Origin of the sequence: Faecalibacterium duncaniae (genome assembly GCF_010509575.1) — a bacterium.
GTDB classification, from domain to species: Bacteria; Bacillota; Clostridia; order Oscillospirales; family Ruminococcaceae; genus Faecalibacterium; species Faecalibacterium duncaniae.
Window position 1 is genome coordinate 890,786 of the sequence record NZ_CP048437.1, and the last position, 22,327, is coordinate 913,112.

Genomic DNA, 22,327 nt, shown 5'->3' on the forward strand with positions numbered 1-22,327 from the left:
CCGGGCTTTTTCTATGCCTAGAATCACCTGATTCCGATGGTGAAATTTGAGGAAATTTGACTTCAAATTAGCCCATTTTGATGGTTTTACCATGGGTTTACGGCCTATTTTTGAGCCTAATGGGTGGGAAAATGGGTTTACAGAAGGCCATTTTGGAGGGGAAATTAGCCCCATCGCATTGTTCAAAATGGAAAAAAGCAAGAGCGGCAGTCCGGCGCAGGAATATCTATTACTGCGGCAATGACACGTCAACGCAGTTTTTTACGGCGAGTGTGGCGGAGGAACTGCTGCTGAATACCGAATTGACGGAAGAAAGCAAAGACCGTGCAATACATCTGCTGAAAGAATTTGGCCTTTACGAGTACAGGGATGCGCACCCGTCCACCCTGTCCGGCGGACAAAAGCAACGGCTTGCCATCGCCTGCGCCGTCTTTTCCGCCCCTGCCGGCAGCTCCACCGCGATGGTCGTGCCCTTGTCCGAGCTTTCCTCCACCCAAACGGAGCCGCCGTGGAGATCGGCGATCTCCCACACCAGAGAAAGTCCCAGTCCCGCGCCGCCGTACTCGCGGCTGCGGGATTTGTCTACCCGGAAGAAGGGATGGAAAATGCTCCGCTGATACTCCTCCGGAATGCCGCAGCCAGTGTCGGAAACGCGAATGATGCACTTTTCCTGCCCCTGTGCAAGCTCGACCCGCACCGAGCCGCCGAGGCGGTTGTATTTGACAGCGTTCTCCGTCAGGTTGAAGAGCATGCGGTAGATCAGCGCGTCGCTGCCGGTCAGGGCGGCGTCGCCCTCCGCTTCCAGCGTGATGCTTCGCTTCTCCGCCAGCGACGCAAGATCCGTAAAGATCTCCTCGACCATGGGGGCGAGCTGGAGCTGCTCGTTCCGCGCCACCTGCTGCAAATTGCTCATCTCCAGCAGCGTCTTGGTCATCTGCGTCAGCCGCTCCGTCTGCTCGCGCAAAAGCGTGAGGAATTCCGCCGTCTCCGGCCGCACATCGGGATGCTCCGCGGAAAACAGCTCCAGCTGCGCCTGCATCAGCGCCAGCGGCGTGCGCAGCTCGTGGGCGGCGTTGCCGGTGAACTGCCGCTGGGCGGCAAAGGCGTTGTTCAGCCGCTCCAGCATCTGGTTGAACGAGCGGCTCAGCTGCCGGAACTCCGAAATGGAGTCTTCATCGATCCTCATATCGGCAAGATTGTTCAGCTGCACCTGCTCCACCTGCGAGGTAAAGCTGCGCAGGGGCTTGAGAGCGCGTCCGCTGACGAAATAGGCGAGGATGCCGCTGAGCAGCGTTACCGCCGCCGTGATGTACCAGTTGGTGGTGCGGAAGCGCCCCTGCACCCCATCGACGACGATGGTCAACTCCTCGTTGGGCGTTATGAGCTGCGGGTCAAAGCTCGCCGCTCCGCTATCATTCAGGATCACCGTGCCGCCGCCCTGTAAGCTGTCCGCAATGGTGTCCATATAGTACACACCGGAGGAGCACAGCAGCAGATTCATGGCCACGCAGGTGATGCCGATGAGCAGGGCGGACATCAGCGTGATGCGCCACTGCAAGGAAAGCCGCTTCATTCCTCCTCGCCTCCCATCAGATAACCCTCGCCGATGCGGTTGCGGATGGGGTCATAGCCCAGCACGGCGCGGAGCTTTTTGCGCAGGGCGGAGATGTGGACGCGAATGGAATTGCTGAAGCTGTCCACGCTGTTGTCCCAAACGTGATCAATCAGCTCCTCCTGACTCACGGGCCGCCCCTGATGCACCATCAGGTATTCGAGTATCCCCGTTTCCTTTCGGGTCAACGTCAGCGTCTGCCCATTGACGGCGGCGGTGCGGGAGCGGGTGTCGAAGCTCAGGCCTCCGCAGCTTAGCAGCACATTCTGCTGGGTGAACTGCCTCAATGTCAGGCTGCGGATGCGGGCCTCCAGCTCGGCAAGATGAAAGGGCTTTGCAAGATAGTCGTTTGCCCCGGCGTCCAGCCCCTGCACCTTGTCCTCCACCTCGCTGCGGGCGGAGAGGATCAGCACCCGCGTCTCTCGGTCGGTCTGCCGCAGGGCGCGCAGCACTGTCATGCCGTCCTTTTTCGGCAGATTCAGATCAAGAAGTACCAGATCGTAGCACTCCACGCCCAGCAACTCCAGAGCCTTCTCCCCGTCGTAGCAGTAGTCCACGCTGTAGGCCAGCCGCCGCAGGCTGCGGACGATTGTTTCACACAGAGCGTGTTCGTCTTCAATTACTAAAAGGTGCATGAGAGCCCTCCTTTTTATTTCTCCGTTTTTGTGTTGTTTTTATTATAGCAAAAATAGATAAGGTTTGCGTTAAGTTTTTGTTCTTAACAGAGACTTTAACTCTCCCGCGCTATGATGGGGGCAGAAAATCGGAAAGGATGATGAAAAATGAGCTGCGGGAAAAAGGCTGCGGCGCAGATCGCGCTGCTGATGGCCGGAGTCGCCATGCTGTGCTTCGGCGTCTGGCGGGGCGAGGCGGCGACAGTGCTGAGCAAAGCAATCAAATTATGTCTGGAGTGTGTGGGTATTGGGTAAAAAGTTTTCAGGCGTTTCGCAGACCATGTCCCGATTTCGGGGCTGGATACAGGCGGGTGCGACGCTACTGACCAACCTGCACCTGCCGAACTTCTTCAAAGGAGGACTGTACCAAGGCACAGGGAAAACCGTTTGCGTGCCGGGGCTGAACTGCTACTCCTGTCCGGCGGCCTCCGGAGCCTGCCCCATCGGGGCGTTTCAGGCAGTGGTGGGCTCGTCCAAGTTCAGCTTCTCCTATTATATCACAGGCTTTCTCATTCTGCTGGGCGTGCTGCTGGGGCGCTTTATCTGCGGCTTCCTCTGTCCCTTCGGCTGGTTTCAGGAGCTGCTGCATAAGATCCCGACGAAGAAGCTCTCCACAAAGAAGCTCAAGCCCCTGACATACCTCAAGTACGCTGTCCTGCTGGTGATGGTCCTCCTGCTGCCGGCGTTCCTTGTGAACGACGTTGGCATGGGCGACCCCTTCTTCTGCAAATACCTCTGCCCCCAGGGCGTGCTGGAGGGAGCCATCCCGCTGTCCCTCGCCAATTCCGGCATCCGGGCGGCGCTGGGCAAGCTGTTTACATGGAAGTTCAGCATCCTGCTGTCGGTGATCGTGCTGAGCGTACTGTTCTACCGTCCCTTCTGCAAGTGGCTATGCCCGCTGGGCGCGTTCTACGCCCTGTTCAACCGGGTGTCCCTTTTCCAGATGAAGGTGGACAAGAGTAAGTGCGTCTCCTGTGGGAAATGCGCCAGAGCCTGCAAGATGGACGTGGATGTGACGAAAACGCCCAACCATACCGAGTGCATCCGCTGCGGGATGTGTATCCGTGCCTGTCCGACGAACGCCGTGTGCTTCCGCTACGGCTTCGGCGATGGAAAAGAGAAAGAAAACGCAGCGACACTGCGAGAAAACAACAACAAAGCTTAAGGAGAAACGAATATGAATGTAAAGAAGATACTGGCTCTGATGCTGTGCGCGATGATGCTGCTCTCCCTTGCAGCCTGCGGCGCAAAGGGCAACGACAAGCAGGCGGATATGAGCGGAGACAGCTCCGCCATGACCGGCGAGCCGAAAACCGCCGAGGAGGCGCTCGCTCTGCACAAGGAGCTGCTGGAGCGGGAAAACGCGCTCCTGTCGGAAAATGCCGAACTCTGGGAGAAGGTGTTCATGGCGGCCGATAAGGGCATGACCATGCAGGAGGACGGCAAAAACTACGGCGACTTCCTGCTGGATACCGTCGAGGCCGCTAAAGAGCAGTTCACCGACAAGGAGTATGCGTGGCTGAAGGAGTCAGCCACGGAGATCAGCAATATTGAAAACAAGCTGACCGAGTTGGAAGAGAAGTATCCCGAGATCATGCAGAAATCCATGGACGGCGATATGAGTATGCCAGCGGGCAGCGACACGAGCAACCCTCCCGACGACGGCAGTATGCAGAAGTTTCCTGCCTTTGAGGGGAAAGACCTGGATGGCAACACGGTGAAGAGCGACGAGCTGTTCTCCGCCAACGCCGTCACCGTAGTGAATTTCTGGTTCACCACCTGCAATCCCTGCGTGGGAGAGCTTGCCGAGCTGGACGCACTGAATAAGGAACTTGCGGAGAAGGGCGGCTCCCTCATCGGTGTCAACACCTTCACGCTGGACGGCGACGAGGCAGCGATTTCCGAGGCGAAGGATGTGCTGGCCAAGAAGGGCGCCACCTATCAGAATGTGTATTTTGACTCAGATGGTGAGGCGGGAAAGTTTACTACCAACATCTTTGCTTATCCCACCACCTATGTGGTCGACCGCAGCGGCAATATCGTGGGTGAACCCATCGTAGGAGCCATCACAGAAAAGAAGCAGGCGGAGACGCTGCAAAAGCTCATCGAGCAGGCGCTCGCCGCCGATGTGGGCTGACCCGAGATTTAAAAAAGCGCCTGCTGTGCGCCGCTGCTGGCCTACTTCTATGTCATCGACCCCACGGTGCAAAACCGGCAGGGCAACGACCGCGGCAGCCAGTACCAGACCGGCGTTTACTTCACCAACGAAAGCGCGAGAGAGACGGTGAAGCGCATCGCGGAGATCGAGCGCGGCCGCAGCGAAAAATTCTTCGTGGAGATCGGCCCGCTCAAAAACTTCTATCCCGCCGAGGAATACCACCAGAACTACCTCGAAAAGAATCCGAACGGCTACTGCCACATCCCGCGCACGGAGATGGAGCTCTTTTCCCGGCTGCGCATCGACCCGGGTGACTATCAGAAGCCAGCGGCGGAGTCCATCCGGGACAAGCTGACGGCGGAGCAGTACCGCGTCACGCAGGAGAGCGGCACGGAGCGCGCCTTCACAGGCGAGTTCTGGGACAAGTTTGAAAAGGGCATCTATGTGGATGTCGTCACCGCCGAGCCGCTCTTTTCCTCCACGGATAAGTACGAGAGCGGCTGCGGCTGGCCCGCCTTTACAAAGCCTATCGAGGGCCCCGCTGTGGTGGAAAAAGAGGATTTGAGCCACGGAATGCGCCGCACGGAGGTCAGAAGCCGCGCCGGAGACTCCCATCTCGGTCATGTGTTCACCGGCGATCCGGAGTCGCCCAACGGCGTGCGCTACTGCATCAACAGCGCGGCCCTGCGCTTCGTCCCCTATGAAAAAATGGAGACCGAGGGCTACGGATACCTGCTGTACCTGTTTGAAAAATAGGACGCAAACGGTCGGCAGTTCTCATGCAAGGAACTATCAGCACATCACAGCATATCGGACTGCCACCGGGCAGTCCGATATGCTGTGAATGGAATTTTCCGACACTCTCAATGCCGGCATAACGATCTGCGCGGAGGAGAACGAAGAACATCTCTCTTAAGGAACTAATTCAAACTTATTGCTGTTAGCCGATGGATTCAGGTGTGCCAAAGCATTGCAGGGCTGGAAGTATTCAGCTTCGGCTTCGGCAAAAGATGTGTAAAACAGAGAAGCGCCCGTATCAGCATTTAAAAGACTTCTTCGATTCCTCCTAAATACGCATAAGGACTCACTCCAATCGAAATCGTATGACATTCTATCCCAAGTAGAGCAAATTCCGCCCCAAAAGCAAGCGGCATTTTGGGAATTATGCAACAAAAAAGTCGAAAAGCACGATCTCCGTTCCCAAAGACCGTGCTTTTCGGTAGATTTCGTGATTTATCCCATCAGGGTCGTCCAGAGAAGGCTGAACGGCATCACAAGGATGAGGGCAGGCATCAGATCCACCAATGGGACCGATTTGATCTTGGACACCCGGAAGCCAGCCGCCATCGTCAGGATACCGCCGCAGGCCGAGAGATCTGCGAACATGGCCGGGGTCAGCACACCGGCCAGCAGCTTACCGGCACCAAAGACGATGAACAGGATGATGACCTGCGGAATGGGGATCGCACAGATGGCCGCACCCAGCGTCGAAGCGAAGATCATTGCGGTGAAGAAGTCCAGCACCGCTTTCGACATCAGTAGTGACGGGTCGCCGGTGATGCCCTCGGTCAGTGTGCTGTACCAGCCGAAACCGCTGCAACAGAACAGTGCCACTGCCGTGATGTAAAACTCCATGTCGATATGCTCGTCGCCAAGGTGCAGGGCTTTGACGAGCTTATGGAAAAATTTGCTCGTCCAGTGTTCCAGATGCAAACTGTGTCCGATGGTAAAGCCCACCAGAATCGCCAGCACGACTGCCGTCATGCCGGACGCCTTGATGATAGAATTGATGCCAATCGCAATGGAGCAGTAACCGAACAGGGTCGGCAGATTATCTTTCAGGTTCTGCGGTAAGATCTTTCCCAGACCCGTTCCCAGCAGACCGCCGAACAGCACAGCGGCACAGTTCGTCAAAACTCCAATTGGCATACTTCTTCCTCACAGTTCTTTGTTTTTACCAGTCCTTCACTGCACCGTCAAAGGCACGGCGTGCGGCGTTGCTGCCACGCTCGTTGGCAGGATACAGCTCTTCTGCGTCGTCGGCCAGCTCGATGCCGATGCCGGGAGCCTCCGGGATAAGCATACAGCCGTTCTCGAACCGGAGCGGCTCTTTCACCATCTTGTCCTCAGCCCCGTTCAGGCAGAAGCCGGGCAGCTCCTGAATGCCAAGATTGGGGATGGAGGCGCAGATCTGCAGGCAGGCCGCCGTGGACACGGGGCCCAGCGGGTTGTGCGGGATGACCAGCACATCGTGTGCTTCGGCCAATGCGCAGATCTTCTTGCTGGTGGTAATGCCGCCTACAGCGCAGACGTCCGGGCGGACATACTGGCAGGCATGGCGTGCCATCAGCACCTCGAACTCCCGCAGGTCGATGGCGCGCTCGCCGGTGGCGATGGGCACGCCCACCTTGCTGGCGACTTCGGCCATGGTATCCACGTTGTCAGGCGGCACGGGATCCTCAAGGATCATCGGGCGGTATGGCTCGACGGCACGGCCAAAGGCAACAGCCTCGGGCAGGGTCATGCCGCGGTGGACTTCCAGCACGAAATCAAAATCCGGACCGACAGCCTCACGGCAGACGCGCACCTTCTCCACTTCCCGCTCAATCCGGCTGGAGTAGAATTCACCCTTGCCGTCCGTGGAACTGGTGGGTCCGTTGCAGAAGATCTTCGCGGCCGTAAAGCCCATCTCCTGCAGCTGCTGGTACTGTTCCGCCAGCTTCTGGTTGTCCTCGGTCAGGTGCATGACCGAAGCGTAGACCCGCACCTTATCGCGGGTCTTGCCGCCCAGCAGCTCGTAGACCGGAACGCCAAGAGCCTTGCCCTTGATGTCCCACAGTGCGATGTCGATGGCCGAGATCGCGCTCATGATGACCGAGCCGCGGAAATAAACCGACCGCAGGAAATTCTGGTTGAAATCCTCGATGCGGAAGGGGTCTTTGCCGATGAGGTAATCCGCAAATTTTTCGATGGCAGCTGCCGTCGCCTGCAGATAGCCCCAGTTTCCGGCCTCGCCCAGACCCACGATACCGGCATCGGTGTAGACCTGTACGAAGAGATAGTGCTTCGCAAAGCGCAGCTTTACGTCTGTAATTTTCATAGTGCTTTTTCTCCTGTCACGTTACTTTATTGTAGATGCTCCCGAAAGAATTTGCAATGGGCATCCAGCGCACGCTCCCAGCCGGGCGTCCGGTTGGTGGTAAAGCCGTGCATGGCTTCGGGGATACGCTGGGCAGTCACACAGACACCTGCCTTGATGAGCCGGAGTGCAAACGCCTCGGTATCGTCCCGCAGGCTGTCCTCTCCCGCCGAGAGGATCAGACAGTCTGGGAAGGTGCTGAGCGCGGCTTCGTCCGCCTTGATGGGCGAACAGAGTGGCTGGGCCGGGTCTGCATCGCCCACATAAAAATCGGTGTACAGCTTTTCCGTGGCCGAACGCTTGACCCAGAAGGGATCCTGTTTCAGTTCCGGGGACAGGCGGTCAATGGGATTGACCGTGTTATCCACCGGGAAATATTCCATCAGCACACAGCAGGGATGCAGCTTGTGCGTCTCTGCATTCTGGATGCAGGCCGCCGCCACAAGGTTTCCGCCTGCGCTGTGACCTGCCAGTATGATCTTTTCCGGGTCAACGCCCAGCTCCTCGGCATGGTCGAAAGCATACTCCGCAATGCCGTAGCTCTCGTGGACAGCCGCCGGGAATGCCTTTTCCGGTGCAAGGCAGTAATCCACATCCCAGACGAGGCAGTTCAGCCGCTCCATCAGGGTACAGCAGTAGCGGCGGTCACGGTCGGTGCGGCCTTTGATGAAACCGCCGCCATGGAAATTCAGCAGTAGTGCCGCTTTTGGGGGCAGGGTGTCCGGGCGTTCCTCAAAGACATGGATCTTACAGCCGTTTGCCGTCTTGATCCAGAGTTCGGTCTCTGTGCCGGGCAGGGCAGCCTGCTCTTCGGGGCTGACCGAGCCGAAGCGATCCCGGCTGCGGACTTGGTTTGCCATTGCGATTTTTTCTTCCAGAGTCATGGTAACAGCTCCCTCTCCCGATCAGAATGCCGGGAAAACGGTCATGGTGTAGAAGATGTAGATGAACGGCAGGATCAGAGTGATGAGCGCGCCGCTCTTGAACAGGCTCTTGAGGTCGTAGCCGCCGTCAGCCATGCACATGGGAACGGCAGGCGTTGCCATCGGGGTGAGGAAGGCGGTCAGAGAAGCCGCATTCACCAGCAGAACAAGGCCGGTGGGGTTTGCACCCAGAGCGGAGCAGGTCAGCAGGCAGATGGGAATAAAGACAGCCGAGACGGAGCGGTTCAGCATGAACTGGGTCAGCAGGAAGGGCACAATGAAGAAGAGTGCGCCGAGGACGTAGTTATTGTGGGTGCCTCCGACAACATTGGCCAGTGCGCTGCCGATGAGATCGCCTGCGCCGGTGTTGGTCAGAGCCGTACCCAGAGCCAGCGAACCGACGAAGAGCATCAGCATATCCCAAGGGATGTCGCGCAGGGCAGACTTGGAATCGACTACACCGAACAGAACCATCAGCAGGCTGCCGACCAACGCGACCGACCAAGTGGTGAGGTGGAGCTGAGAGGAGAAGATGAGGCAGAGGATGGTCACAAAGAAGATGACGATACCAATTTTATCGACCAACGGGCTGAGCTTTTCGGCCTGCTTGCCGGACTTTTTCTCTTTCAGAGCTTCGATGGGAATGATCGGCTGCTTCGGGGTGAATTTCGGGCCAAGGAACAGTGCCCAGAGAGGAACGACAATGAGGACCGGCCAGGTGCCGATGGCACAGTCGATGGGGCGGATGCTCATACCAGCGAAGCCGTAGGTCTCGAGGAAGCCCGTGTACTGGCCTGCCATCTGGATGGCCGTTGCCAGAGGGAGGATGCCGCAGCAGGCCACGCAGACGACCATGACCGGGAACATATACTGCGAACGGCTGTGTCCGGTCTTATCGCAGAGCGCAGCCAGCAGCGGGCTGACGATGGCGTAAACGATCATCGGGCTGGCGATGAAGTTTGCCAGCAGAACGGCGATGAGGATGTAGCCGAAGTAAGCAGTCTTGAAGCTGCCGCGGGTCAGTTTCATGATGCCGTTGCACAGACTGTCGACCACAGAAGTGCGGCGGAAACCGGCTGCCACAACGAACATGGTCGCCATCAGCAGAGTGTTCACGTTCGAGAAGCCAGCCAGCGCACCGTTTGCGTCGATGCAGCCGGTAAAGTACAGCGCAGCAAGAGAGATCATTGCGGTAAGCCACATGGGGATCTTGTTCAGCATATAGCTGACCAGCGTTGCCGCAAAGATCACCATACAGATGATCATTTGAGTGTTCATAAATGTTTTCCCTTTCCGTTATTGTTTCACGTTTTTCTCAACACTGAAGTCCGTTGCTGCCCGGGCAGGGGCTCGTTGTGGCTCTATCTTAACAGAAAGTTCTTATTTTGTCGCTGCAAATATTTGTGGATTTTCTTCGAGTTCCGATTGGGCCGTCACCATCTTTGACAGAAGAATCGCAATCAAGCCTTCAAAAGCATCCAAACATTTTCCCTGTAAATTTTGTCAAATATCGGTTCCCTCACTTGTGCACTTTACTAAACAGTTCTTTCAAATCCCCCTCATTCATCCATAAATTCGATTTGACACGACAAGTTTTTTGGATTATGCTAAGGTCAATGGGTTTCAGGCAAAAGCTTTTCTGAATTTTTGCCATAGGGAAAATATTTGGATTTGAGGTGTAAAAATGGATTCCGCGAACTACGAACTCGACCTTCCGCGCGAGAACATCCACATCCGCTGTTTTGCGCACAACATCATGAATTACCGCTACCACTGGCACGCAGACGACTACGAACTGAGCATCCTGCTCCACGGCGTGCAGTCCTACTGCCGCGGCTCCGAAAACAGCCTGCTGCATGAGGATGACGTGATCCTGACTGCCCCCGGCAATGGCCATGCCTCCATGACGCAGGCAGCAGATACCTGCGCCCTTGTTCTGCATTTTTCGGCCGCTGCATTCAAGCCGCTGGTCAAAAAGGGGATTGTGTATCAGTTCCCGTCCTGCCGTTCCACCGATGCCGACCGGTCTGAGCCGCGCTACCGGGTCATCCGGTTCTACGCCAGCCAGCTGTTCCGCATTTTACAGCAGGGCGGGCCATACGCCCAGCTTGCGGCCAAAGCCACCCTCGAGCTGCTCACCATCCATCTCTGCACCCAGTTCGAGCCAAAAAACTTCAACACCCTGCCGGAGGATCTTGAGCGGCGCGCCATCGCCCGGCGGCTGCTGGAGTATGTGGAGGAACACTATACCTCCAAGCTGACGCTGGAAGATCTGGCTGACTATGCCCAGTACAACCGCACCTACGTTTCCACTCTGTTCAAGCAGATCGTCGGCATCAACTTTCACGAATACCTGACCCGGGTACGGTTCCAGCACGCCCTGAATGATCTTGCCATCACCAACGACAACCTGACCGATATTGCCCTGCGGAACGGCTTTGCCGACCTCAAAACCTTCAACGCCCGGTTCCGCGCCACGCTGCAGCGCACACCGGCTGAATACCGCGCCAGCCTTTCCCCTGATCGGGTCGTAGACGGAATGACACGGCGTTTCCTCGCACCGGACGACCCCATCCTGCAGAAAAAGCTGGCCGAATACACCCACATCGGGATGCTATAGGGCAGAATATTGATCTACGCTTCTGCGGCAGTACGACCTCGCTTCCGGTGGACCGTACACTTACTGCTCCATCCGTGGCAAACTTTTCAACTGCACCTGCTGTACAAGGGACGAAGCCCAGCGGCTGTGTGAAGATTGGCTCGTAAAACAGGACCGCTGCTATATAAACTAAAAAACACCGTCGAGGAAGCCTCCCAAATGGGAAGATTCCTCGGCGGTGTTCGTTTATCGGGTCTGGGTTTTCTCGGTGTTTTCTTTTTCCTCCGCAAAAAATCGTTCTACGTTTTTCTGTGCCCGGACCAGTTCTTGCATCTCGTTCCGTGCCTTGCGGTAGTCCGGGTAGCGGATACCGTCCATCGTGACGGTCAGAACTTTTTTCATCGGTAAACCCTCCTTTGACGGATTCGGGAAGTTCAGCCCGAAAATAAAAAAGCGCGTTCCTCTTTCTGTTCGGGAAGAACAGCGAGTGAACGCGCTATGTATGGAGAAAAGTGTTTTGCACGGTTTCGGGCAGGAATGTGGAAAATAGATTTACACAAATTATCTTGTATTTACATGGATTTACAGGAAAGCGGCTACCAATTTTAGCAGAGAGCCGGAAAACAGAGTTCAAAAGGTGCTTTATGGGGCTTCATTAGCTGGGAACCTGATTTTATTAGCTGGAACCGAAAATTCTGCTAATGGCATTAGCTGGCTAATTTTGGTGATAGGTTCAAAATGAAAAATGCGAAGATCGTCTTTCACATGGAAAAATGACCTTCGCATTTTCATAAAGGGATACCCCAGACAGGATTCGAACCTGCGGTCTCCTCCTTAGGAGGGAGGCGCTTTATCCAGCTAAGCTACTGAGGCATATTATGTATTATCGTTGATTTTTTGAAATTCAACGCACTTGGAAACGAATATGCAGAATGCTTTTCACACCGAAGTGACCGACTGCGTTGCAACCGGAACGGTGTTAAACTTGTTGCATCAAAAATTGTTGAGAAAACTTTGATTCCCGGTCTTGCTTTTGATTAGAGCAATCACTTCTGCACCCAAGGTATCAGGTTGACCGAATTCTTAGGAGGGAGGCGCTTTATCCAGCTAAGCTACTGAGGCATATTATGTATTATCGTTGATTTTTTGAAATTCAACGCGCTTGGAAACGAATATGCAGAATGATTTTCACACCGAAGTGACCGACTGCGTTGCAACCGGAACGGTGTTGAACTTGTTGCATCAAAATTTGTTGAGAAAACCGTGATTCTCGGTTTTGCTTTTGAATAGAGCAATCACTTCTGCACCCAAGGTATCCGGTTGACCGAATTCTTAGGAGGGAGGCGCTTTATCCAGCTAAGCTACTGAGGCATATTATGTATTATCGTTGATTTTTTGAAATTCAACGCGCTTGGAAACGAATATGCAGAATGATTTTCACACCGAAGTGACCGACTGCGTTGCAACCGGAACGGTGTTGAACTTGTTGCATCAAAATTTGTTGAGAAAACCGTGATTCTCGGTTTTGCTTTTGAATAGAGCAATCACTTCTGCACCCAAGGTATCCGGTTGACCGAATTCTTAGGAGGCGAACGCTCTATCCAGCTGAGCTATGAAGACGGATACCATATTATAATACCGCAACTTCCCCACAAAATCAAGTTGAATCGGAAAGAAAAAAGGTGTATCCTATAGGAGAGGCGCTCATGCGCGGCATGGGTGCAGAATGAAGTGCAGGTGCAGCACAGGCGGCCCGGCACAAAAAGGAGCCAACTTATGGGGATGAAACGGAAAAAGAGAGCATCGCGTCGGCGCGGCTGGCTGCTGGGCAGCAGTGCAACGCAGGTCATCTGCATCAGCTTTGTGCTGCTGATCGCGCTGGGAACGCTGCTGCTGACACTGCCCATTTCCAGCCGCAGCGGTCGGCTGGGCGTGGTGGATGCCATGTTCACTGCCACCAGTGCCACCTGTGTGACAGGTCTGGTCGTGCGGGATACCTGGACGCAGTTCACGCCCTTTGGGCAGGCGGTGGTTTTGCTGCTGATCCAGGTGGGCGGTCTGGGCCTGGTGACACTGACCAGCTTTTTTGCGCTGGCGGCCAAACGCCGGATGGGCTTTAAGGACCTGCGGCTGCTGGGAGAAAGCGTTTCGGCCAGCGGATACTCGCAGGCTACCGATGTGCTGAAGATCGTGGTCAAGCTGGCGATGACCTTTGAGATCATTGGCATGATGCTTCTGATGATCGCCTTTGTGCCGCAGTTTGGTGCGGAGGGCATCTGGATCAGCGCATTCACGGCCATCTCGGCGTTCTGCAATGCGGGCTTCGATCTGTTTGGCCGGTTCGGGCAGTATTCCTCGCTGGCTCCCTATGTCAGTAATTATTATGTACAGGCTGTGATCATGTTCCTGATCATGGCAGGCGGTCTGGGCTTTATGGTCTGGGTGGAGATCGGAGAGTGGCGCAAGAAGCGGCACCTGTCTCTCCATGCCCGGATGGTGTTGCTCTTTTCCTGCATCCTGTGGGTGGGCGGTGCCGTCCTCATCGGTCTGATGGAGTGGAATAACCCCAAGAGCATGGGCGGGCTGTCCGTGCCGGGCAAGGTGATGGCGGCCCTGTTCCAGTCGGTGTCAACCCGTACTGCCGGTATGAACACCATCGACCTGGCCGCCTGCGGGCCCATCACCAAGCTGCTGATGAGCGTTCTGCAGTTCATCGGCGCGGCTCCCGGTTCCACCGGCGGCGGTGTGAAGGTGACCACCTTTGCCGTTCTGATCCTGACCATGCGCAGCGTGGCGCAGGGCCGGGATGACTGTGTCATCGGCGGCCACCACATTGAATCCAAGACCGTTTACCGTGCGCTGACCATTATCATGCTGGGCATGGTGGCAGCGCTGGGCTCTGCCGTGGTGGTCTATTACAACACCTCGGATGCCGTAACGGTCATTGACGCGATCTTTGAATCCTGCTCCGCCTTTGGTACCGTGGGCCTTTCGGTGGGCGTGACCAGCCAGCTGAACACCGGGGCCAAGCTGCTGTACATGCTGGTGATGTTCATGGGCCGTGTGGGCCCGGTGTCCTTTGCCATCAGCCTGACCAGCAAACCCGATGACAACAAGCGCAAGATCCTGCCCGTTGGACAGATCAACGTAGGATAAAAAAATGGACGGCTCTCGTTTTCGAGAGCCGTCCATTTTTTATGTGCAGTCAGCGTGGAAACGTTTCGGGAGCGGAATCATTTGCTGTAGATCTCCACGATATTCAGCAGGATTTCGGTTGCCTTGTCCATGCGCTCTACGGTGGTGCACTCGCACACGCCATGGAAGTTGAAGCCGCCGGTGCCCAGGTTGGGGCAGGGCAGGCCCTTCCAGCTCAGGGTGGCACCATCGGTGCCGCCGCGCACAGGTACTTCCTCGGGGGTTAGACCGGCCTTTTCGATGGCTTTGCGGGCGTTCTCCACCAGATGGAAGTGGGGCTTGATCTTTTCCAGCATGTTGCGGTAGCTGTCCTTGATCTCCACCTCCACGGTGCCGGGGCCGTACTTGCCGTTGAGGTAATCGGCAATGTGGAGGAGGTTATCCTTCTTGTACTGCAGCTTGTCGGCATCGTGGTCGCGCAGGATGTAGCCCAGCTTAGCGTTGGTCACGTCGCCGTACATCTGGCAGAGGTGGTAGAAGCCCTGACGGCCCTCGGTGGTCTCGGGACGGGCCATGATGGGCAGGGCCGTGTGGAACTCCATGGCCACATTGGAGGCGTTGATCATGGCATCCTTGGCGGAGCCGGGATGCACCGAGAAGCCGTGGATGGTCACGGTGGCGGCAGCTGCGTTGAAGTTCTCATACTCGATGCCGCCTACGTCACCGCCATCAACGGTGTAGGCGAAATCCGCGCCAAAGCCCGGGATATCGAAGAGGGAAGCGCCCTCGCCGATCTCCTCGTCGGGGGTGAAGGCGATGCAGAGCTTGCCGTGGGGGCGGCCCTCGGCAAGGAGAATCTCGGCGGCGGTCAGGATCTCTGCCACACCGGCCTTGTCGTCTGCGCCCAGCAGGGTGGTGCCGTCGGTGGTGATCAGAGTCTCACCCTTGAGATCGGCCAGGAAGGGGAAGGTGGAGACCTTCATCACCATGCCGGTGGCGGGCAGGGTAACATCGCGGCCGTCATAATTCTCGTGCAGGATGGGGGAAACACCCTCGCCGGAAGCGTCGGGGGCGGTATCCATGTGGGCAATCAGGCCCAGGGCAGGCTTGTCCTCACAGCCGGGGGTGGCGGGGATGCTGCCGTAGACATAGCAGTGCTCGTCTACCCGGGCATCCTCGATGCCCAGAGCCTTCATCTCTTCCACCAGCTGGCGGGCCAGGTCAAACTCCCGCTCTGCCGAGGGGTGGGTGCCGCTCTCAGGGTCGGAGGTAGTGTAAACGCGGACATAATTCAACAGTCGCTCGTATGCACGCATAAGAATGCTCCTTTGCTTGTATTTGATTCTATGATACGCTTTTCCGCGGCAATTTACAAGAGGGTGCAGCAGGGGAGCGCAGATCGAAGCGCAGTAAAACAACAAAAACACCGTCAGCCCGTTGTGTCAGGCTGACGGTGTTCTGTTTGAGGAGAGCGTTTAACGCTTGTATTTGGCGGCCGTCTGCAGGCGCTGCATGGCGCGGTCCAGTGCGATCTTGCTCTGGTAGTACTCGTGCATGCTCTGCTTGTGCTGCAGGCGCTCCTCGGCCCGGATGCGGGCAGCCTCGGCGCGGTTGCGGTCGATATCTTCGGGCCGCTCGGCGCTGTCCACCAGCAGCAGGACAAAGGTGGGGGTCACTTCTGCAATGCCGTCGCCCACCAGCACCTCGCGGGTCTCACCGTCCACGGTGAACTTTGCAATGCCCATGTGCAGGGCCACCAGCACGGGGTTGTGCCCGGCCTGCACGCCGTACACGCCGTCGCCGGTGGGCAGGGTCAGGCTCTCGCAGTAGCCCTGATAGAATTCACCGCTGGAAGCCGTGATGTTCAGGATGAACTTTTCCATCAGTTGGCACCGCCCTTTTCCTCCGCCTGTTTGTCTGCGTACTTCTTGCGGGCATCCGCAAGGGTGCCCACGTTGAAGAATGCCCACTCGGGCAGGTCATCGCACTGGCCGTCCACAATGGCGGCAAAGCCCTTGACGGTCTCTGCCAGCGGGACGTACACACCCTTCAGGCCGGTGAAGTTCTCGGCCACTGCAAAGGGCTGGCTGAGGAACTTCTGCAGCTTGCGGGCACGGGTGACGGTGAGCTTGTCCTCTTCGCTCAGCTCGTCCATGCCCAGGATGGCGATGATGTCCTGCAGCTCCTGATAGCGCTGCAGGGTGGCCTGCACCTTGCGGGCCACACGGTAGTGTTCCTCGCCCACGATATCGGCTTCCAGAATACGAGAGGTGGAAGCCAGCGGATCGACAGCGGGGTAGATGCCCTGCTCCACGATCTTACGGCTCAGAACGGTGGTTGCGTCCAGATGGGCGAAGGTGGTTGCAGGAGCCGGGTCGGTCAGGTCGTCGGCGGGGACGTAAACGGCCTGCACCGAGGTGATGGAGCCGTCGCGGGTGGAGGTGATGCGCTCCTGCAGGGCACCCAGCTCATTGGCCAGGGTAGGCTGATAGCCCACGGCGGAGGGCATCCGGCCCATCAGGGCCGAGACCTCGCTGCCTGCCTGCACGAAACGGAAGATGTTATCGATGAACAGCAGCACGTCCTTGTGGGTCTCCTCACGGAAGTACTCTGCCATGGTCAGGCCGGTCTCGGCGACCCGCATACGGGCTCCGGGAGGCTCGTTCATCTGACCAAAGACCAGCGCGGTCTTATTCAGAACGCCGGAAGCGTTCATCTCGCCCCAGAGGTCACAGCCTTCACGGGAGCGCTCGCCGACACCGGTGAAGATGGAGTAGCCGCCGTGCTCGGTGGCCACGTTGTGGATCAGCTCCTGGATCAGCACGGTCTTGCCGACACCGGCACCGCCGAACAGGCCGATCTTGCCGCCCTTGGCGTAGGGAGCCAGCAGGTCGATGACCTTGATGCCGGTCTCCAGAATTTCAGTTGCAGGTTTCTGCTCCGCAAAGCTGGGGGCCTTGCGGTGGATGGGCCAGTGGGGCAGATCGTCCACCGGGCCTTTGCCGTCGATGGGGCGGCCCAGCGGGTCGAACATGCGGCCCAGAGTGCCCTCGCCCACAGGGGCATTCAGGCCGTGGCCGGTGGCGGTAACTTCCATCCCCTTGCCCAGACCCTCGCTGGCAGAAAGCATGATGCAGCGCACCGTCGTTTCATCGACGTGCTGCGCCACCTCCATGGTGCGCTCAGTGCCCTCTGCGGTCACGGTCAGCGCTTCCTGCAGGGCAGGCAGCTTGCCCCCGGTGAATTTGACATCCACCACGGGGCCCGCTACTCGAATAATAGTTCCCTGTATCATACAATTGCCTCTTGCATTATGTTGTGTGGGATGTGTTTCTCCCCCGTCGGGGGAGAAACACATCCAGCATTACTCGTTATTCTGTACTGCCGCCGCGCCGCCGATGATCTCGGTGATCTCCTGGGTGATGGAACCCTGACGGGAGCGGTTGTATTCCAGCTCCAGATCGTGGATCATATCCTTGGCGCTCTTGGTGGCGGAATCCATGGCGGTCATGCGGGCGCTCTGCTCGGCGCAGAAGCTCTCGGTCATGGCACCAAAGATCATGCCGTGCATATAGATGGGGGCCGTCTGCTCGAACACCGTCCAGGCATCCGGGAACATCTCCACCTCGCCGCGGGGGTCGCCCAGACCCTTGGGAGCGGGCGTGAGGTGGGCACGGTCCAGCGGCAGCAGGCGTTCCATGACCGGCTCGCTGGTCAGCGCGTTCTGGATCTTGGTGTAGACGATGTAGATCTCGTCCAGCTTGCCGGACTTGAAATCATCGATGGCATCCACCGTGATATCACGGGCGCGCTGCAGGGTGGGAGCCGTGGCACCGTAATGGAAATCCTCCACCAGACGGGGATCCTTGTGGAACAGGGCACGGTAGCCTACCTGACCGATGACATAGAACCGGTCGTTCTGGTCGGCGTGCTCCCGCAGGAACTTGAGCAGGTTCTGGTTGTAAGCACCGGCCATGCCCTTGTCGGCGGTCAGCACGATGTAGGCCCGCTTGGGGTTCTCCAGATCCCGCTCGTGGAAGAAGGGGTGCTCCGGCTCGTCGGGCAGGTGGGGCACCACGCGGGAGATGGTATCCCGCATCCGGGTGAAGTAGGGCAGAACATTCTGGTAGTTCTGCCGGGCCTTGCGGAGCTTGGAGGAGGAGATCAGGTACATGGCATTCGTGATCTTCATGGTATCCTGAATGCTCTCGATCCGCTCCTTGAGCAGCTTACTGGATGCCATTGCTCTCCCCTCCCGCGAATGCCTTCCACGCGGTCAGGATGGTGTCCACCTGTTCCGGGGTGATCTTGCCCGTGGACGTGATCGCGTCCATGGTGCCGGAAACATCGGCGTGGAACTGGCGCACAAAGGCATTGGTCTTTGCGCGCTGGTCAGCCAGCGGCAGGTCGTCCAGCATCCCGTGGGAAGCCAGGGTCAGCACGACCACCTGCTCGGCATCGGACTTGGGCTGGTACAGCGGCTGCTTGAGCATCTCGGTCAGGGCTTTGCCGTGTTCCAGCTGGCGGCGGGTCTCAGCGTCCAGATCAGAGCTGAACTGGGCAAAGGACTCCATATCCTTGTACTGGGCCAGCTCGATACGCAGGTTGGAATTGGCCTTTTTCATGGCCTTGGTCTGGGCAGCGCCGCCCACACGGGAGACCGACAGGCCGACATTGACGGCGGGGCGGTTGCCTGCGTTGAACAGGGCGCTTTCCAGGAAAATCTGACCATCGGTGATGGAGATGACGTTGGTGGGGATGTAAGCAGAGACATCGCCCGCCTGGGTCTCAACGATGGGCAGGGCAGTGATGGAACCGCCGCCCAGATCGTCGCGCATCCGGCAGGAGCGCTCCAGCAGACGGGAATGCAGATAGAACACGTCGCCGGGGTAAGCCTCACGGCCGGGAGAGCGGCGAAGCAGCAGGGAGATGGCACGGTAGGCCACCGCATGCTTGGAAAGGTCGTCGTAGACGATCAGGACGCTCTTGCCCTTGGACATGAAATACTCGGCCAGTGCAGTGCCCGCATAGGGTGCGATGTACTGCAGGGGAGCGGAATCGGAAGCCGTGGCGGCCACGATGGTGGTGTAGCTCATGGCACCGTGCTTCTTGAGGTCCTCGGCCACGCGGGCGATGGAGGAAGCCTTCTGGCCGATGGCAACATAGATGCAGAGCACGCCGGTGTCCTTCTGGTTCAGGATGGCATCGGTGGCAATGGAGGTCTTGCCGGTCTGGCGGTCGCCGATGATCAGCTCACGCTGGCCGCGGCCGATGGGGAACATAGAGTCGATGGCCAGGATGCCGGTGTGAAGCGGGGTATCCACGCTCTGGCGCTCCAGAATGCCGGGGGCCTGCTTCTCGATGGGGTTGTAGCCTTCGGCGTTCACCGGGCCCTTGCCGTCAATGGGCTCGCCCAGCGGGTCGATGACGCGGCCCAGGAAACCATCACCCACAGGGATGCCGGCGCGCTTGCCGCTGCGGGTCACCAGAGTGCCCACGCCCACGGTCTCGGCACCGTCGAACAGCATAATGCCCAGCTTGCCCGGGTCCACACTTTCGACCATGCCCTTGGCACCGTTCTCAAAGGTGACGATCTCGCCATAAACGGCCTTGTCCATGCCCTCCACCTGCACGATGCCATCGGCAGAGGAGATGACCACGCCGCCCTCGGCAGAGGTCTGGGCAGGCTTGTAATCCTCGATGCGGGTCTTGAGGGTGGCCAGAGAGGGCTTGCCAGCCATCATCTGGTCCAGCTGGTGGCGGCCGGAGTTGTCGAATACCCGGTCGCCAACCTGCAGCACATAGCCGGAGAGCAGGCTCTCGTCCACCGAGACATTCAGGATGACCTCAGTGGCATCATAGAGCTTCTTGACCTCAGCCTTGATGCGGGCGATGTCCTCTTCACGGAGCTGGTGTGCGGCGCGCAGGTCGGCCTTGACGATGCGGTTCTCAGAGAAGAATTCGCGGCTGAACTCAGTTGCCATGCTCAGCACCTGCTTTCTCCAGCAGATCGTCCAGCAAACGGGAATCGTCCTGCTCGGTCAGGTTCCGGCTCAGCAGCTTCTCGCACATGGCGCGGGCCAGTGCGGTGGTCTGTGCGTCGGCTTCGCGCAGCTTGTGCTGGCGCTCTGCCTCAGCAGCGGCCTTGCCCTCGGCTACAATGGCATCGGCCTGTTTCTGGGCCTCGGCCAGCAGCTGCTGCTTTGCAGTTTCGGCCTGCTGCTCGTAAGTCTCGCGGCGGGCAGCAGCCTCGGTGTCCACATTGCGCAGCTTGTCCTGCGCAGCGTTCATGGCCGCAGCGGCCTCCTTTTTGGAGGTCTCGGCGGCGTTCAGTGCGTCATCCACCTGTTTCTGACGCTGTGCGATGATCCCCATAACAGGCTTGTACAGGAATTTCCGCAGCAGCAAAAACAGAATCAGAACGTTGACGACTGTATACAGAAGATTCAGATTCAGTGTCAGCATTCGTCATGCCTCCGTTATCAACCCAGGAACAGGATGATCAGCAGTGCAACGACGAAACCGAAAATTGCAGTACCTTCGGCCAGAGCAGCACCCAGCAGCAGGTTGGTCTGGATCTTGCCGGAAGCCTCGGGCTGGCGGGAAATAGCCTCGGTTGCCTTGCCGGTTGCAATGCCGATGCCAATGCCGCCGCCAATACCAGTCAGCGCTGCAATGCCAGCGCCCAGAGCGATAAGTCCGTTCATAATTTTAATCTCCTTTTGATTTGATGATGGAAAGGGTTTACTCTTCGTCTCCCATGGTCTCCTTCATAAACAAAGAGGTAAGGAACACAAAGACGTAGGTCTGGATCAGACCATCGAACAGGTCAAAATACAAGCTGAAGATGGCAGGCACGAACACAGGCACCACCAGCTTGATCAGCTCCATAATGACAAAAGCGCCCAGCACGTTGCCGAACAGTCGCATGCACAGGCTGGTGGGCCGGATGGCCACCTCCAGCACGTTCATGGGGGCCATGATGGGGGTGGGGGCAGCCAGGCTCTTGAGGAAGCCAACGCCGCCGCGTGCATGGATGCCGGCATACTCGATCAGGCAGATGCTCATCAGAGCAAGGGCCGCCGTGACGTTCAGGTCCTTTGTGGGGGGCTTGATGCCGAACACACCGATCAGGTTGGAGCAGCCGATGTACAGCGCCACGCTCATCAGATAGGGGACATAGCGCTTTCCACTTTCGCCCAGCAGGCCCACAAAGAAATCATTGATCGTAGTAACGACCGTTTCCAGGATGGCCTGCCGCTTGGTGATGTGATCCACCCGCAGATTCCGCGTCAGCAGGATGGAGCCGATGACAAGAAACGCCATGATGCCCCAGCTCACGACCACGGACTCCGGAATGGAAAGCCCGAACACCGTGACCATGTCAACATTCAGCTCTTCTTTCAAAGCAGCAGTCAACGCATTCATTGATTAGCACTCTCTCCTTTCTTAATTTGTGATGGTATCATAGCACGATTTCTGCCGGTTTTACAGCCCTCCACCTAACATTCTACTTTTTGTTATATTCCATTTCTGCTTTGGATGAAAACAGTTGTGCAGATTGCAAAAAGTGCAGGGGAAAAACTATGCGATTTGCACAATCTCTTTGCTGATTCTTAGCCATCTGTACCATTTTCTGGCCTTTGGATGAGGTGAAATCGACATTATTATTCACAGATCTTATAGCGGGCATATCAGATTTATATAGCTGCATGCTCTGCGATGATACCTATTTAATATGCCGGAGCAGTGTCTGCGATGGCCCTGCACGATCTGCGGGGCAGAGCCTTTGCCCGGGGAGGTGGAGCAGTGCACCGGAAAGACAAAATTCATGTATCCCAGAAATTTGGACTTTTGATGCAAAAATATGTCTAATTTGTTGTGCACTCTGCGAATAGACAAACTGTGCATCTTCCTGTATAATAAAGCCAGAAACCAGAGAAGTACAGCAGAAGCTCAAATGAGAGCTAACCCCGCTGACTTTAAGTAGAAAGGAGCGAGACCGATGGTTGATATGGAACCCGCACAGTTCGGACAGACTGTCGGGATTCGCTGAGAAGCAAAACAGAGGCTCTCCACAAACGGGA

General features: G+C 57.3%; 21 protein-coding genes, 1 tRNA gene and 1 pseudogene. 7 read left to right on the plus strand and 16 right to left on the minus strand.

Annotated elements, in window-relative coordinates; translation table 11 throughout:
* Nucleotides 1–131: 131 nt before the first annotated feature.
* Nucleotides 132–383 (plus strand): annotated as a pseudogene (locus GXM22_RS04205) (hypothetical protein); the annotation flags it as partial.
* Here GXM22_RS04205 and GXM22_RS04210 read toward each other — a convergent pair.
* Nucleotides 356–1,573 (minus strand): sensor histidine kinase, encoded by a 1,218-nt coding sequence (locus tag GXM22_RS04210; RefSeq protein WP_005933044.1) that lies wholly within the window; start codon nt 1,571–1,573, stop codon nt 356–358. The pseudogene GXM22_RS04205 and the gene GXM22_RS04210 sit on opposite strands and share 28 nt — an antisense overlap.
* Entirely contained in the window at nt 1,570–2,247 is a 678-nt protein-coding gene (locus tag GXM22_RS04215; RefSeq protein ID WP_005933046.1) for a response regulator transcription factor, read from the minus strand. The genes GXM22_RS04210 and GXM22_RS04215 overlap by 4 nt, the downstream gene beginning before the upstream one ends.
* 147 nt (nt 2,248–2,394) lie before the next feature.
* On the opposite strand from GXM22_RS04215, the gene GXM22_RS15020 reads away from it, so the two are divergent.
* From GXM22_RS15020 to msrB, 4 genes are read left to right on the plus strand one after another with little or no spacing between them, the layout of a single operon-like run.
* Nucleotides 2,395–2,541: a CD1871A family CXXC motif-containing protein gene (locus tag GXM22_RS15020; RefSeq protein ID WP_005933048.1), complete on the plus strand. Its 147-nt coding sequence runs from the start codon at nt 2,395–2,397 to the stop codon at nt 2,539–2,541.
* Nucleotides 2,542–2,566: 25 nt separating this feature from the next.
* On the plus strand, nt 2,567–3,451 hold the full coding sequence (locus GXM22_RS04220; RefSeq protein WP_005933050.1) for a 4Fe-4S binding protein: 885 nt from the start codon (nt 2,567–2,569) through the stop codon (nt 3,449–3,451).
* A gap of 12 nt (nt 3,452–3,463) precedes the next feature.
* Nucleotides 3,464–4,423 (plus strand): TlpA disulfide reductase family protein, encoded by a 960-nt coding sequence (locus GXM22_RS04225; RefSeq protein WP_005933052.1) that lies wholly within the window; start codon nt 3,464–3,466, stop codon nt 4,421–4,423.
* 36 nt (nt 4,424–4,459) lie between these two features.
* Nucleotides 4,460–5,200 carry a peptide-methionine (R)-S-oxide reductase MsrB gene (msrB, locus tag GXM22_RS04230; RefSeq protein WP_279231053.1) on the plus strand — a complete coding sequence of 247 codons (741 nt, stop codon included), beginning with the start codon at nt 4,460–4,462 and terminating at the stop codon, nt 5,198–5,200.
* A gap of 477 nt (nt 5,201–5,677) precedes the next feature.
* Here msrB and GXM22_RS04235 read toward each other — a convergent pair whose 3' ends face one another.
* The 4 genes from GXM22_RS04235 to GXM22_RS04250 are packed head-to-tail and all read right to left on the minus strand — an operon-like array spanning nt 5,678 to nt 9,784.
* Entirely contained in the window at nt 5,678–6,373 is a 696-nt protein-coding gene (locus GXM22_RS04235; RefSeq protein ID WP_005933055.1) for a DUF554 domain-containing protein, read from the minus strand.
* Between the two features lie 25 nt (nt 6,374–6,398).
* On the minus strand, nt 6,399–7,544 hold the full coding sequence (locus GXM22_RS04240) for a mandelate racemase/muconate lactonizing enzyme family protein (protein WP_005933056.1): 1,146 nt from the start codon (nt 7,542–7,544) through the stop codon (nt 6,399–6,401).
* Nucleotides 7,545–7,570: 26 nt separating this feature from the next.
* Entirely contained in the window at nt 7,571–8,467 is an 897-nt protein-coding gene (locus tag GXM22_RS04245) for an alpha/beta hydrolase (RefSeq protein ID WP_097772544.1), read from the minus strand.
* 21 nt (nt 8,468–8,488) lie between these two features.
* Nucleotides 8,489–9,784 carry an SLC13 family permease gene (locus GXM22_RS04250; RefSeq protein ID WP_005933058.1) on the minus strand — a complete coding sequence of 432 codons (1,296 nt, stop codon included), beginning with the start codon at nt 9,782–9,784 and terminating at the stop codon, nt 8,489–8,491.
* Nucleotides 9,785–10,190: 406 nt separating this feature from the next.
* On the opposite strand from GXM22_RS04250, the gene GXM22_RS04255 reads away from it, so the two are divergent.
* Nucleotides 10,191–11,126, plus strand: a complete 936-nt coding sequence (locus GXM22_RS04255; RefSeq protein ID WP_035394147.1) for a helix-turn-helix domain-containing protein — start codon at nt 10,191–10,193, stop codon at nt 11,124–11,126.
* A gap of 225 nt (nt 11,127–11,351) precedes the next feature.
* Here GXM22_RS04255 and GXM22_RS04260 read toward each other — a convergent pair whose 3' ends face one another.
* Together GXM22_RS04260 and GXM22_RS04265 are read right to left on the minus strand one after the other, a co-directional pair.
* Nucleotides 11,352–11,507, minus strand: coding sequence for a hypothetical protein (locus GXM22_RS04260; RefSeq protein WP_005933062.1), 156 nt, complete (start codon nt 11,505–11,507; stop codon nt 11,352–11,354).
* 397 nt (nt 11,508–11,904) lie between these two features.
* Nucleotides 11,905–11,978 (minus strand) — tRNA-Arg (locus GXM22_RS04265).
* 903 nt (nt 11,979–12,881) lie between these two features.
* Between GXM22_RS04265 and GXM22_RS04270 the strand changes: the two genes are divergently transcribed.
* Nucleotides 12,882–14,261: a TrkH family potassium uptake protein gene (locus GXM22_RS04270; protein WP_035394270.1), complete on the plus strand. Its 1,380-nt coding sequence runs from the start codon at nt 12,882–12,884 to the stop codon at nt 14,259–14,261.
* Between the two features lie 77 nt (nt 14,262–14,338).
* Here GXM22_RS04270 and pepT read toward each other — a convergent pair whose 3' ends face one another.
* From pepT to GXM22_RS04310, 8 genes are all read right to left on the minus strand, one after another.
* Complete coding sequence (pepT, locus tag GXM22_RS04275; protein ID WP_005933076.1) at nt 14,339–15,556, minus strand: peptidase T; 1,218 nt, start codon at nt 15,554–15,556, stop codon at nt 14,339–14,341.
* Between the two features lie 159 nt (nt 15,557–15,715).
* The gene (atpC, locus tag GXM22_RS04280; protein WP_097770960.1) at nt 15,716–16,123 is read right to left on the minus strand and encodes an ATP synthase F1 subunit epsilon; all 408 of its coding nucleotides are present in this window, start codon (nt 16,121–16,123) and stop codon (nt 15,716–15,718) included.
* Entirely contained in the window at nt 16,123–17,535 is a 1,413-nt protein-coding gene (atpD, locus tag GXM22_RS04285; protein WP_005933079.1) for a F0F1 ATP synthase subunit beta, read from the minus strand. The genes atpC and atpD overlap by 1 nt, the downstream gene beginning before the upstream one ends.
* 69 nt (nt 17,536–17,604) lie before the next feature.
* Nucleotides 17,605–18,483 carry an ATP synthase F1 subunit gamma gene (gene atpG / locus GXM22_RS04290; RefSeq protein ID WP_005933082.1) on the minus strand — a complete coding sequence of 293 codons (879 nt, stop codon included), beginning with the start codon at nt 18,481–18,483 and terminating at the stop codon, nt 17,605–17,607.
* Nucleotides 18,470–20,224, minus strand: a complete 1,755-nt coding sequence (gene atpA / locus GXM22_RS04295) for a F0F1 ATP synthase subunit alpha (protein ID WP_005933083.1) — start codon at nt 20,222–20,224, stop codon at nt 18,470–18,472. The genes atpG and atpA overlap by 14 nt, the downstream gene beginning before the upstream one ends.
* A complete protein-coding gene (gene atpF / locus GXM22_RS04300; protein ID WP_005933084.1) occupies nt 20,214–20,705 on the minus strand; it encodes a F0F1 ATP synthase subunit B in 492 nt (163 codons plus the stop codon). Before atpF ends, atpA begins: the two co-directional genes overlap by 11 nt.
* A 17-nt stretch (nt 20,706–20,722) precedes the next feature.
* Nucleotides 20,723–20,947 (minus strand): ATP synthase F0 subunit C, encoded by a 225-nt coding sequence (gene atpE, locus GXM22_RS04305; protein ID WP_005933085.1) that lies wholly within the window; start codon nt 20,945–20,947, stop codon nt 20,723–20,725.
* 37 nt (nt 20,948–20,984) lie between these two features.
* Nucleotides 20,985–21,668 carry a F0F1 ATP synthase subunit A gene (locus GXM22_RS04310; RefSeq protein ID WP_005933086.1) on the minus strand — a complete coding sequence of 228 codons (684 nt, stop codon included), beginning with the start codon at nt 21,666–21,668 and terminating at the stop codon, nt 20,985–20,987.
* Between the last annotated feature and the right edge of the window lie 659 nt (nt 21,669–22,327).